Source organism: Candidatus Binatus sp. (assembly GCF_030646925.1).
Taxonomy (GTDB): Bacteria; Desulfobacterota; Binatia; order Binatales; family Binataceae; genus Binatus.
Map to the genome: position 1 here is coordinate 1 of NZ_JAUSKL010000088.1, position 12,783 is coordinate 12,783.

At 56.9% G+C, this 12,783-nt stretch carries 14 protein-coding genes; 11 read left to right on the top strand and 3 right to left on the bottom strand.

Going from position 1 to position 12,783, the window contains the following annotated elements; all coding sequences use genetic code 11:
* Positions 1-222 precede the first annotated feature (222 nt).
* Positions 223-1,311, bottom strand: coding sequence for a TIGR03118 family protein (locus Q7S58_RS15665; protein WP_304827758.1), 1,089 nt, complete (start codon positions 1,309-1,311; stop codon positions 223-225).
* A 249-nt stretch (positions 1,312-1,560) separates the two neighbouring features.
* On the bottom strand, positions 1,561-2,217 hold the full coding sequence (locus Q7S58_RS15670; RefSeq protein ID WP_304827761.1) for a multiubiquitin domain-containing protein: 657 nt from the start codon (positions 2,215-2,217) through the stop codon (positions 1,561-1,563).
* 168 nt (positions 2,218-2,385) lie between these two features.
* On the opposite strand from Q7S58_RS15670, the gene Q7S58_RS15675 reads away from it, so the two are divergent.
* From Q7S58_RS15675 to Q7S58_RS15700, 6 genes are all read left to right on the top strand, one after another.
* Positions 2,386-3,021, top strand: a complete 636-nt coding sequence (locus Q7S58_RS15675) for a hypothetical protein (protein ID WP_304827764.1) — start codon at positions 2,386-2,388, stop codon at positions 3,019-3,021.
* Positions 3,018-3,458 (top strand): hypothetical protein, encoded by a 441-nt coding sequence (locus Q7S58_RS15680; protein WP_304827767.1) that lies wholly within the window; start codon positions 3,018-3,020, stop codon positions 3,456-3,458. Before Q7S58_RS15675 ends, Q7S58_RS15680 begins: the two co-directional genes overlap by 4 nt.
* A 3-nt stretch (positions 3,459-3,461) precedes the next feature.
* On the top strand, positions 3,462-4,304 hold the full coding sequence (locus Q7S58_RS15685) for an ImmA/IrrE family metallo-endopeptidase (RefSeq protein ID WP_304827770.1): 843 nt from the start codon (positions 3,462-3,464) through the stop codon (positions 4,302-4,304).
* 733 nt (positions 4,305-5,037) lie between these two features.
* Positions 5,038-5,436 carry a DNA adenine methylase gene (locus tag Q7S58_RS15690; protein WP_304827773.1) on the top strand — a complete coding sequence of 133 codons (399 nt, stop codon included), beginning with the start codon at positions 5,038-5,040 and terminating at the stop codon, positions 5,434-5,436.
* A gap of 80 nt (positions 5,437-5,516) precedes the next feature.
* A complete protein-coding gene (locus Q7S58_RS15695) occupies positions 5,517-6,170 on the top strand; it encodes a hypothetical protein (protein WP_304827776.1) in 654 nt (217 codons plus the stop codon).
* 29 nt (positions 6,171-6,199) lie between these two features.
* Entirely contained in the window at positions 6,200-7,312 is a 1,113-nt protein-coding gene (locus Q7S58_RS15700) for an XRE family transcriptional regulator (RefSeq protein ID WP_304827779.1), read from the top strand.
* Positions 7,313-8,207: 895 nt separating this feature from the next.
* Here Q7S58_RS15700 and Q7S58_RS15705 read toward each other — a convergent pair.
* Positions 8,208-8,660, bottom strand: coding sequence for a hemerythrin domain-containing protein (locus Q7S58_RS15705; protein WP_304827782.1), 453 nt, complete (start codon positions 8,658-8,660; stop codon positions 8,208-8,210).
* 76 nt (positions 8,661-8,736) lie between these two features.
* Between Q7S58_RS15705 and Q7S58_RS15710 the strand changes: the two genes are divergently transcribed.
* From Q7S58_RS15710 to Q7S58_RS15730, 5 genes are all read left to right on the top strand, one after another.
* Positions 8,737-9,411 carry a transposase gene (locus Q7S58_RS15710; protein WP_304827785.1) on the top strand — a complete coding sequence of 225 codons (675 nt, stop codon included), beginning with the start codon at positions 8,737-8,739 and terminating at the stop codon, positions 9,409-9,411.
* Positions 9,412-9,559: 148 nt separating this feature from the next.
* On the top strand, positions 9,560-10,423 hold the full coding sequence (locus Q7S58_RS15715) for a hypothetical protein (RefSeq protein WP_304827788.1): 864 nt from the start codon (positions 9,560-9,562) through the stop codon (positions 10,421-10,423).
* 30 nt (positions 10,424-10,453) lie between these two features.
* On the top strand, positions 10,454-11,104 hold the full coding sequence (locus Q7S58_RS15720; RefSeq protein ID WP_304827792.1) for a hypothetical protein: 651 nt from the start codon (positions 10,454-10,456) through the stop codon (positions 11,102-11,104).
* Positions 11,088-11,504, top strand: coding sequence for a hypothetical protein (locus tag Q7S58_RS15725; RefSeq protein ID WP_304827795.1), 417 nt, complete (start codon positions 11,088-11,090; stop codon positions 11,502-11,504). Before Q7S58_RS15720 ends, Q7S58_RS15725 begins: the two co-directional genes overlap by 17 nt.
* A 355-nt stretch (positions 11,505-11,859) precedes the next feature.
* Entirely contained in the window at positions 11,860-12,639 is a 780-nt protein-coding gene (locus tag Q7S58_RS15730; RefSeq protein WP_304827798.1) for a DUF4417 domain-containing protein, read from the top strand.
* Positions 12,640-12,783: the final 144 nt, after the last annotated feature.

The following is a 12,783-nucleotide window of genomic DNA, read 5'->3' on the forward strand; positions in this document are numbered from 1 at the left end:
CCATCCGCGCAAGCGCCGTCAGCCAGGCGGCCAGTTCCAATTCGCGCGGCGAACTTTTTCCCCGTACAATCACCCGCCGCCCTGCCTGCGGCGTAATAGTCGCGCTCGATTCGAGCACTGGATCCCAGCAGAGTGCCGAGATCGACCAATGGCGCGGTCTCGCCGCGGATCACGGCAATTCTGTCGCCCCTTCGGCTTCACGCTCCTCCGCGCTATCCAACTTTACTTCGGCGTGAGCGTGCCGAATATTCCATCCGCCTCTTCGTTGGGTCCCGCTGTGAAGAAGAGGGTGTCGGCAGACGAGGCCAGCGCGCCGCCAAATACTACTGACCACAGTCCGTCAATCACGATCGGAGTGCCGCCGGAATCTGCTATCGGTCCGATCAGATTGCCGGTGGTTGGATCGAATGCGTTGGTCTTCCCGTCGCCAAAATTTCCGATCAACATGTCATTGGCGAAATCGCCAAAGGTCGAGGGCGCGAGCGCGACCCCCCACGGTGCGTCAAGCGCTCCCTTGCGCGCGAACCGTCGTACCAGATTGCCGTCAGCGTCAAACACATCGACGAATCCGCGTCCCGGTCCAGGTACGTCGTTTTCTTTCGCGGAATCCTGTTTCGCGTATGTCACCCACAATTGCCCGCCGATGTTGTGAATTCCGAAGGGCGCGAACTTCGCCGGCAGCTTTTTGTCGCGAAACGCTTTCTTGTCGAGCGAAACCGGACTGAAGGTCGCATCGAACACATCGATTCTGCGGGTGCGAAAATTGGTCGCGTAAAGCTGCGGCGTCGAGCTCGATGTCATCGCCAGCGCGAGACCCTTGTACACTGCGCTCTTCTTGCCTCCCGAGTTGTTCACCACGATCACCGCGGTAGTTGGATCCGCAATCGTCTGGCTCCATGCCTGGATTGATCCGTCCTCGGTGGCAAAGATAAACAGTGCAGCTCCGGTTGTACCGATCGGAAACGCGCCGCTCGCAAATTCGGTGTTGGCAACGATGCCCGTCGGAACGCCGCCGGTCGGGCCTGTTACCGACGGAATAATCACACTCGGCAGCGCAGCGAAAATCGTCCCATCGCCAAGATATAGCGCCGACAATCCCGAGCCATTGTCGTTCACCCAGAACGGACTCAATCCCGGGAAGAACGCGACTCCCCACGGATTCTTCAACGTTGGATCGATCGTGACCGCCGGCACCACGCCGTTCGACACCAAATTGGTTTGCAGATATCCCACCGCTTGCGCTTCTGCTGCGATACTCGCAACCAGAGCAATGACGGCGGCCAACGAGACCAGTCGTCGCTTGAGCTCCATGATGAAATCTCCTCCTGACTGTTGATTTGCCCGATTTGTTTGTGGTTTCCGATTTTCGGAAACCCGCGTACTGGGCCCGTGCAAAAACTGCGTGGTGTTAATCTTTCGTTCGCTAACGATGAGCGTCAACATGGAATATTTTCCGAACGATTTGTTTCGATCTTTTGCTCGATTGATCAGTTGCTTATGACGCGCTCAGGTGGGTCTCATTGTTTTTCTCGCGGTCATAGAAGATGCTGCTGGATTGATTTATTGTTCCGCGATTTGAGGGAAGAAACGAATGCCATCCTTAACGCGGATGCGCTGCTGCGGCTTCAACGGTATCAGGCCATTGTCAGTCGCTAGGTTCAGCAGGTAGCCGGCCTGTACCTGGAGCAGGACGAGCAGTTCCTCCGTCGTGTAGATACCGCGGGGAATATGTTTTTCGATGTTGTCGACGAACACCGTCGCCAACCGCCTCTCAGTCCTCAGATGTTCCGTTCCGGAGGCGCCGAGTTCGACACGATCGGTGGGGTTGAGGATTCGAGGTTCATCGTCACCTTCCTCCTGAACGAGAACATCCTCGTCGGGGACGCCTGCGAAGTCGCGAAGCTCAGGTTCGGTTATGCTCGGCCGGCCCCACTGAAAACCATGCTCGTTCACCGTGAACGTGAAAACTTCTCCGGTGCGGAAGGCATAGAAACGAGCCCCGTCGACGCCTTTGAGGTCTATGCGCTCGTCCAGGCTGACCAACCGGGAGCCGATTTTCACCCTCTGAATGAGGACATGTTCATCCACGGGCTCAAACCCGGCTTCGGCCAGAATTTGTGACCCGATCGGTTCAATGTCGGTCAGCAGCACGGAACGGCCATTCACCGTGATCTCTTGCGCGCGGCCATGTTCATGATGATGTTCTTGTTCTTCCATTATAGCGTCTCCTATGCGCCCTTTGGGTTGTCCGAACCGCCCTGGCAATTTCGGCCGGGCTGCTCTTGGTTACCTAATGCTGAATAGGAAGTCGGATTTTGCCGCCGGCCGGCGGCAAAATTGGCCCCGCTGTTCAGTATAAGAGGAAGACGAGGTGCCGGAATTCTGGTGAAGAGTTCAACTCAGCGTGTACTCGCAGCCGCCGATTGGCACCGGATCGGCCGTGAGCTCACGGCCTTCGCGCAAGCCCTGCTGAACATTCACAAATGGCGCACTGGAAATACGGTCGACGTCGCCGGCGGCCGCGAGGCGCGCGATTTCGTTCAAGAGGCCATCGAGAAGATGTCTGGATTCGACGCGGATCGCGGAGAACTGGTTCCCTACCTGAAAGCCATCGTTCGACGCTCCATTAGCAATCTCTCGAAGTCGGCCGAAAATCGTCACGAAGCTAGCATCCGTCTCCGGCCCGCTGGACAGGAAGGAAGCAACGAGGATGTCGGCCAATTTCTTGACCGGCAGCAAGCGCAGCCAGCCGCCGCGAGCCCCGAAGAAATCCTGTCAGGACCTGGCGAACGCGTAACAGCGTTGTTTGAAGCGGTGGACGGGGACGATTCGCTGACAGAGCTTTTGGATGCGGCCATGCAGACCGGGGAAACCACAGGCAAGCCGCTCGCGCAGCATTTAGGAACGACACCCGCAGACATCAACAACCGGCTGAAGAAGTTGCGGCGGGCGGCGGCGAAGATCGTGTCCGGGAAGGATCGCGATGTCGCAAAGGAACCCAGCGAACGGACGACCCCATGAAGAAGCCTGAAACCGACCAGGAATTTTTCGATCTGTTCTCAAGCCTCATGGAAGAATCGCTTCCAGAAGGCCTCGACGAGGCGGACGATGAGCTGCGGGCGGCCGGACTGAACCCCGATACGGTCGGAGCTGAGGTTGAAGCACACGCCGCCGCCGTCTTGAGGCGTCTGACAGAGGAAGAGCGCAAGCGGGCAGTTGCAGCGCGCGAGCAGTTCCGCCGCGAGCTTGAAGCAGCCCGATCGGAAAGGGAATGGACCGAAGAGGAACTCAAGGCGGAAATCGCAGCACTGGCGGCAGAGGCTGGCTCCCAACAAGGCGCTCCCGCCGTTGCAGCGCACTTCCAAAAGTTCGAAGGCCGCGCCAGCAAGAGTGACCTGGAAAGCTTGCTCTTGGAACTCCTCTTCCTCCGGGCGAAAAACCGCAACTCGGAGCCTTAGAAGATGTCTGACGCAGCACGATTGGCCGAGCAGGTCGTTGCGGACCTGTCGATACGCGACCCTGCTGACCTCGACGTGCAAGCGATCGCGTGGGAACTGGGTGCATTCGTTCGAGAGGAGCCTCTCGACGGCGCTGCCGCCCGCGTTGCGCGCTATGGTGAAAAGGCAATCATTACGGTTTCGACCCGGCTGCGAGAGCCGGGACAACGGCGATTCGCGGTCGCTCACGAACTTGGACATCTTGTTCTTCATGGGAAAGACAGTGCGCTGTGTCTCTGCCTCGAAAGCGACCTTGAAATGAATGCGCGCGCTTCCCGGCGCGGCATTGCCGACGCTCAAGACCGGGAACACGATGCAAATCGTTTTGCGAGTGCCCTTCTGATGCCGACGAAGCTTTTTCAGCCGCGTTGCGATGCACAGCCGTGCTTTGCCACCGTCGAAAACCTCATGGAAGCTTTCAAGGCATCTCTCACGGCCACGGCGATTCGGTATATCGACTTTTGTAAGGAACTCGGTGCCGTCGTGTACTCCAAAAACCGACGCATCAAATGGTATCGTGGCAGCAAGGATTTCGAGCTGCACATCAAGGTCGGAGATGAGGTCGATTCCTACAGCATCGCTGACGACTGTTTCTCTGGAAAAACGGTCCCGCGAAGACCGACCCGCGTGGATGCGTCATGCTGGTTGGCATGGGGATACAAGAAAGATGCGACCATTCTAGAAGAGTCGCGCAGCCTGACGAGCTATGATGCGGTGCTGACGTTGCTTCACATTGGCCAAGACATCGAGCCAGAGTGGGAGCCGAAGGAGAGCTTCACTCCTGACGGGCGCTACCGTCGCCGCTGATGTGGTGGCGACCCGCGAAAACCTCGACGATTGCATCGACCCACATCAGGCCGCCGACGCTCGATATAGTCAAGCCGCTGAACGTCGCCCTCCTACTGCATCACCGAGCCGCGCGAGATCACTTGCAGCGCGTTGACAGTTGCGAGGCGGCGTTGGTCAGTTCATCGCATTTCGGCAGGCAATCACGATGAGATCAGCAACAAGGCACGCACGCGGTTCAAAGACCACGTCGAAAATCGTCTCAAGGTCTAGCTTCAAATCACTGTCAAAGAGTGACCTGATGTCGGGAGATCGCAAGCGCGCCCTTCGATCGAACGCCGCTGGCCGTCCCAATGCCTTCGATTGCGACGTCAGCGGTACGCGAAATCATTTTACCGCGTCTTCCGAACCGCATTTGGCCGAGCGCCCCATGAACGCTTTTGGCCAGTTTCCAACGGCGGCCACTAAGTTTTGCCGCGTCCCAATGGCGCGAGACGAGCAGTCCGACGAGAGCCGAGGTGATCAACGACTACAGCCGCAACGTCGCGACGTTCTTTCGCGTGCGGCAGCGTCACTTCCAAGCGCTGGTAGACATGATGCGTTGGCAGCTCACGACACGCGCGGAGTTCGAGCGGCTGATTGCCACGGACGCGGAAACGCTGACTGACCTGGAACGATCGGCGCGCTTTTTTCTACCTGCAGCGGACGGGCTTCGCGGGCAAGATCCCCAGGGCGGGGCTTCGGCACGTCGGCGATGCGCGGCGGCGCGTTCGATATCAGGCGGATCGCGCCGCACCTGGAAGAGCTTCACGCGCGCCTCAGCGGAGTCACGATCGAGTGCCTGCACTACGCGGATTTTATCGTCCGGTACGACCGGCCGGCGACGCTCTTCTATCTCGATCCGCCATACCTCGGCTACGAGAAAGAGTACGAGGGATCGTTCAAGCGTGAGGACTTCGAGCGCCTTGCGTCGGTTCTGAGCGGCGTGAAGGGCAGGTTCATCATGTCGCTGAACTATAATCCGATCCTGCGTAAGTGCTTTGCGGCGTTCTCGATCACGACGGTCGATGCGAGGTACACGGCCGGCGGTACTAAGAACGCTAAACTCGTGAAGGAGCTGCTGATCACTGCCGGCGGCGCGGCCGTAAATTGACGCGAGAAAAGCCGCGGTTGTTGTTTTGCCTCCTCATTTGAGGTACAAGAATCACAACCTTTTTGAGGATGAGGTGGCGGGTGGCGGTAAGAATACTCCATAAACAAATAGAAGTCGTTGATGTGCTTGCCGAGTTAGGACTACGCGCGGAGATCCTACGGGATGCGATCGTTGCGGGCGAGACAGCCCGCGATGGCTGTACCGAGAACGATGCCATCAATGCACCGGGTTTCTACGCATACGCTGGAACAATACGGTCCCTGAGAGATCAACTCGTCGGTGGCGAGGGCTGGAGTCGACGAGATGAGCAAGGCCTCCCGATGGTTGTCTCTCCCGACGGAAAAATCGGAATTGTCGTCGGAAGCGGCGACGAGGCGACCGGCAATCACGAGGTTAGCCCCCGAAGCAAGCATTCAAAGGGCCCTGCCACGGTCGCCGTAATCAACCGAAACGTGCAGTTGCAGCTCTGGTCGAGTGACAACGTAACAGATCCCGTAGACGTTGAAATCGACCCCAACATTCGTACCTACGTTTTGTTGCGATTTAGGGATCGCGATACCGTGTACTGCGAGTTGTCTGTCCCATCCGGCAGCGATTTAGAAAAGCGCATCAACAAGTGGTCGGAGCGAATCATTCTCGCCCCGATTTCGCTTGTTCCCGGACCGGAGTTTCAAGGCGATGGTCGTGATCGTGGCGAGAAGATCGAGGTCGTTGTTTCGCGCCGCCGTGCTTAGAATCACATTGCTGTAAGCGAAGCTTTGCCATGCCGAGTGAGTTCTGCCCGTCAAGGTTGACCCTCGCCCGAAAACGACGCGGGATGACCAGATCCGCCCTGGCCCAAGCCGCGCATTTGAGCGCTAATATCATTCAGGCCTACGAACGCTGCGAAAAATCGCCGTCGGGTTCTACCGTTCAGTCATTGGCAGATATTCTGCGGTTCCCCGTCGAGTTTTTTTCGGCCGGCGATGTGGACGAATTTCGCGCCGACGGCGTGAGCTTCAGAGCTCTGAGTTCGTTGACAGCCGCCCAAAGGGATAGAGCTCTTGCAGCGGGCGGTCTGGCCGAACAGCTCAGCCAATGGATCGAAGAGCGATTTACTACGCCGGCTCCCGATGTTCCGAGTCTTAGGGGCTTTCCTCCTGAGAGTGCGGCCGAAGCACTCCGTGCTGAATGGCGACTCGGCGAACGACCGATAGCTAATATGCTTCACCTTTTGGAGGCGCGCGGAGTTCGCGTTTTCTCGTTGCCCACTGACTGCTCACGAATTGACGCGTTTTCGGTCTGGCGTGACGATATTCCGTTCGTCTTTCTGACCACCACGAAATCGGGGGAACGAGGTAGGTTCGATGCCGCTCATGAATTAGGCCACCTGACGCTCCACCAGCGTGGCGGGCCGACAGGTCGAGAAGCTGAGAGCGAGGCCGATCGCTTCGCGTCGGCGTTCCTCATGCCGCGAGCCAGCGTAATAGCTTCAGCGCCTAGGAGCACAACTCTCTCCTATCTAATCAAGTTGAAGGAGAATTGGATGGTGTCGGTCGCCGCCCTCGTGCACAGGCTCAAGTCGTTGAACCTGATCACAGAGTGGCACTATCGAACGTTATGTATCGAGCTGTCTCAAAAGGGGTATCGAACCAACGAGCCTGGGCAACGGATTCAAAGAGAATCGTCCCAATTGCTCAGTAAGGTATTTGCAACCCTTCGGAATGAAGGTGTTTCGAGAGCGACGGTTGCGCGGGAATTGGACATTCTGGGCGAGGAGCTGGAATCTGTGATTTTCGGAATGGTAATCACCTCCGTTCCGGGGGGCCGCAGAAATGACCCCACCTCCGCAAGAGTCCCAAGCACCAACCGGTTGCAGGTTGTTCCGAACGATTGAGCTTCTGCCGGGCGGGTACTTCCAACCCATCGGGCAATCCGAAAGTCGATCCGAAAGTTTGGCGCGAATCGCGATCGATCGAAGGTCAGCGACGAAAAATTGCTTAATTTCATTAGAGAATCAGACTTTCGGATCGGAAAATTGCAGCAGCGATCGAAAGTGATCCTGAAGTTCGGCGGCCGCCGAGTTGTTGGTCGCCCAATGTCGCGATGCGTCGCATCGGGCTCAAAACTGTGGATAACCATCTGCACCGATCCGAAAGTTTGAAAATTGCTTTCCGGATAGTTGCACCCGGACTTCAGACCCTCGGAAAAGCCGCAGAACTGCGAGCGATTCTGCCGATCCAGGCGGATCGATCCTACTTCATACCGCCTCAGTCCCGCCCCATTCCGCAAGATCGTTAACCATCTGTCCTGTCACAGATTACGAGACGACCTACACCCAAGCGGGCCAGTTGCTCCGCGACATTGCCAAACGTCAATGTCCTGATTTTTTGCTGGACTTAAGGATGGAATAGCAACGCTCCAGAATCTCGTGGGCTTCCCGCAAAGGATCTTCTAGCCAGCCGATGAATGCTTGGCCGTCAGGAGTCCATGTGCGCTCTGTTTGCGCCACAAATCCAGCCGCCAAAGATCGCACTGACTGAGCGAAATGTTTGAAGAATTTGCCACCGAAACCCAGAATTCTTTGACCAAAAGGGGTCTCTGCGCTCTCCTCCGAATGTTAGTGAGGCCGGACCCTTTAAAAGGGCAGGCCCGGCCTCGATGCGACTCGCTCCTAGCCCTCAAACTACTTCGTGACTTTCGCCTTCCGAGTCCGCTTGATCTTCTTGCTCCGTGCTGCCGAACCGTAGCGCTTCTTGAAGCAGGCGCGGCATCGCATATCGCATCTCTTCTTAAAGGACGGTGAGAGATCGTCGCTGCCGCTTTCTCAAAGCGTCCCCAAAATCATTGCACTTCGGTTCGGTAAGCCCTGCCATGGTGTGCCTACTGACAACTCCGAAAGCTGCGAAAAAAATTGAGTTTAGGCCGATTTCAGAGTTTTCAGTAGGCACAGGCGGCGCGGCGCGAAGGCGTCTCCCACACACGTGGACGGTCCGAAGGTCGAAAGCGCCGTGATCCAACCGCAACCTGGCTGCGATCGCGAGTGGTTCGCCGCCTCGAAGGTGTTGTACCGCGGGTAGCAGAATCTTCTCCCCCATGCCGATGTGCATAAGAAGACCACGGCGGAACTCGCCGAATGCCTCCATATCGATATTCTCGAGATTGCGGCTGGCGCGAGCGAGCAATTGATCGAGGCGTGCATGATCGCGTTCGAGGAAGCTGCGGACTGCATCCCGTTCCGTCATCAGATTGCCCAGGGTCAATCAGGGAGGAGTCGCGCGGAAAAATGCCGATCGCTCCCTCGTAGGCGCGCGCGATCGCATGATCCACGAATGGGTAGTCGCCCGGCTCGCGTACGCGGAACTCAAAGATCGCGCCGTCGCCCGGCCCCACCTCAAAACTCTGCACCGTGCCCGAGCCCGCCAATTCCATCGGCGACGACCGCGAGCAGGCCCCCATGCGCCACCAAGTCGCGATCACTCGGATCGGAGAAACCGAACGAATCCTGGTGCTCGGTTCGTCGTCTCACATCCTGGGCGTTTCCAGGCGCGGCCCTGCCCGAGCGGCTGCGCCTCGGTCCGCAGCGCGATGAATCAGGCCTACGCTACGCGTGACGCTGGCCGCGCGCGCCTGCTGCTCCACAATCTCGCGCGCCGGCTTGAACATCAGCATCCTGGCGCCGCCGCCGCGCTGCGCGAGGGACTGGACGAAACTCTGACCGTGATGCGCCTGGGGCTGCCCCAGAATCTCGAACGGGTGCTGTCCTCCCCCAATCTGATTGAGAACCTGTTCAGCCGGGTGCGCGAGATTGGACACCGGGTCAAACACTGGCAGAGCGGCACCATGGTACTGCGCTGGACCGCGACCGCTGTGCTCGAGGCCGAGCGCGGCTTCCGCAAGCTCGCCGGCTATCGCGCCATGCCGACCCTGGTCGCCGCGCTGCACGCCCCGCGATACTCAACTCGATCGCAATCACCAGCGGGCTTATGGGAGTGAAGGTCCGTACTGGAAAAAACGACTTCTCCGTCCTGTACGGGAAAGCGGCCCAGTGCTCCCAAGCGTTCTAATGACCGTGAAAATGGTGGCTCTAACCAACATGCAGTCGCTGATGAAACACTGAGCTAACGATGATATTCAATTTGGTATGCCGCTTATCCTGCAGACAAGCGACATTGATAGCTTGCGAAGCCGCGCTCGCGACGTCGATGTTGCTCAATTTGACGCGGCCAAGCCCTCCGGGATAACTCTGCCTGCTCTCTTGGAACTCGTTTGTTCCTGGTCGATGTGGTCGCAGTCTGCTGGAACAGCCCTTCGTCAAATCATTGATGGCTGGTCGCAAGATCTGCCCGACCTGCGACACGCGCGAAAACTATTTGCGATGGGAGATTCGCCGAAAACACCGGGATCCTTTGATGCTCCTCGCAAGGAGCTTTGGCACATTCGGTCTAGAAGTGACTGGGCAGATGATCCAGCTTTTTTATTCCAAGCGAGATTCAGGAGGAGTCTCGAGAAACACGGTTTCGGCAAGAAACTCTCTCTTGCGCTATCAAAAGCAATGCAAGAAATGGCCGACAACATTATTCAGCACAGTGGACCCGACGAAGAGCATCCGGCGGTCGGACTAGTTGGTTACCACGTCGACGGGCAATGGATGACGTATGCAGTCGCGGACGTTGGCCGCGGAGTGCTGGCCAGTCTCGAGACCAACCCGAAATGGTCCACCTTAACTGAGTCAGGAAATGCCCTTCGCGCAGCCGTGTATCAGAGGGCCTCTCGTCGAGTCAATTCTCCTTATGGCACCGGTTTTTCGGAAGTACAAAAGTCTCTTGCGGACTTAAATGGCACACTTCGCTTTCGAAGCGGCGACGCAAGCCTGACTCTCGTCGGTCAACGAGCCGCTCGGCAGGCGATTTTCAGCTCTAACCCGTATCTCGTCGGGTTTCAGTTGGCGGTGACTTGCGGCCTCGCTGTGGATAGTTCAATCCGTGCTCTGCCGCACGAGGCTTGACTTTGCGCGCGGCTCGGGGTTAATCTCACTTTGTCAGGTGAGGATATGAACATCATCGCTTATCGACTGAATCAGTCGCCAAAACCTATCCATGTGGCCGGCGCGACCTTAGGACAGAAACACATTGAGCTTCTCCGCAAACGGATTCAGAACGGTGCCGATGAGATTGTGATTGTCGATTTCTCGGGAATCGAGTCGGCTACAGCGAGTTACCTCAAAGCAACAATCGTATGGCTGATCCAGTCTGCCAGATTGGCGCTCACCAATGGTGTGAATCACGGTGCTCCACATGGCCCTCACGATCCGATTCCTCTTTCGATTTATCCAGTTGTAGCTGGACTCGGCGCCGATGTTCGAGAAGAATTAGATGCCGTCCTGCCTGGCTACCGATTGACATGTCTCGAAACGCTCAAGCGCTCTGAGCGACGGATTCAAACAGCCGTAATACATGGTCCCCTAGACCACGCTCTCCAAGATACACTGCGAGCTCTCACCGAGTGCGGTTCCGGGACAGCTTCGTCGCTGCACAAACGATTTCCGGACCGTAAAATCTCAATCACGGGATGGAACAATCGGCTCGCAGATCTCCACATGCTTCGCTTGGCAATGCGCAGAAAGGAAGGGCGTCAGTGGTTGTACGAGCCTGTGGCAGCAGAGGTGAAAAATGGGCGAGAAAGTTAAGCGGAAGCACGCCCAACAGTTTCGCCATCTCCAAGACGAAGCTTATGGGACACTTGCCGATCCAAACTTATTCTCAAATCGGCGGCTGTTGATCGCGCGCGCATACCGCTGTCGGGGAAACGGTCGTCCTGTGTCTGTCGGCACCAGGGTGATCGTCATGTCGAAGGACAAAGCCCATTTTGTGGTGCTGGATGGAAATGACCCAGTCGGCGACGTAGTGAATGAGGATTGCGCGACACTCGCGACGATCAATCGAAGAGAGTCGAAACCACTGATTGGCGAGATATCTGAACCGTCCGAGTTGACTGGCGATTTTCTTGTTTTATGTGACGCTGAAATGGAGGAGGACGATGTTGACAAGAACGCGGACGGCACGCGCCGACGGACTAAGAAGCGATAACAAACTAGTTCCCTGTCGAGATTGTTATTTCTTGCCGGAATGCGGCGGCTTGGATGGGCAGCAGGAACTGTGGGGGTGTTTCGCCCAATGCAAATCCACGGGTCTCTGCAATCAGTACGATTGGACATGTCCCTGTCGCCCACAGGAGTTTGCGCGGCGTCTCGCCGAAGTGGGTGGAAATTTTAGTTCCAGTTCGTCAACAATTCTAACTGCTTTGCCAAGCAAAAGTGGATTGCCCTTCTACGTGCCCGTCATCCATCATGGTTCCGGTCGGCGGGTGCGATTGAGACAGCAAATGGTTGCGTTGCCGACATTCGAGGTGATCGGCTTGCATAGGGGAGGTACGTACGGTCCGGTGGCAGAAACCGGGACGGCCCTTCGGCGCAAGTTCCGCATTGGCAACAAGGCCAAGGTACTTCTAGTATCGCCAACTCGCGACCAGTTTCTCGAAGTCTATTGGGCGAAACGGCGCGTCCACGATACCCCGCGATCGGTTTTAGCTCTGCAATTGACCGCTATGAGTCTACCGAATTTCTCATTCTTCACCGATGCGCCACGAACACATACTCTTTGGAACAGACAGCGTCTGATGCATGTGTGGCGAGAGTTGGCAGAAGCCGGCATCGCAGTCATTCCCCACTTAAACACGTTGACGAACGCGGACGGTGCTTTCTGGGAAGCTCTACTTCTTGACAATCCCACCGTTACGGTGGTGGCTAAGGAGTTTCAGACCGGCGCCACTATCGAAGACTTAGAGTGGGTTGCACGCCTTCAAGACAGTCTCAAACGCGCGCTTCATCCCTTGATTATAGGAGGAGGTCGCTTCGTGCGCGCCGCAGCGCGGCTCTTTGAAAGTTCAACGCTCGTTGATAGTCAACCTTTCTTTAGGACGGTGATGCGCGAGAGGCTGTCTATCGACCCGTACCGTAACGGCAAAATATGGACTAAGTTTCCAACTACAAAAGGTGCTTTGCTGGACGAACTTCTTGAACACAACATTAGAGTCTACGAGCAGTGGGTCCTTGGAGAAATCGAGCTGGAACGCCCTAACGAGACTCGGCAGCTTTCTTTGCGAGGATCAATTCTCGCGGCATGCCGCAGACAGCTATCAAATCCCCGACGTAGAGCCGCGTGATCTGTGAGCTGAGCCAGGATGCGGCAGATTCACATGACGGCGAAGCGAGTCGTGATAGCGGCACCGTCTGCTTCCATATTCCAAGCTGTTCAAACCACTGCGGCTGGTTTGAAAAGTTGCGACGCTGAGAATACTATGGAAATT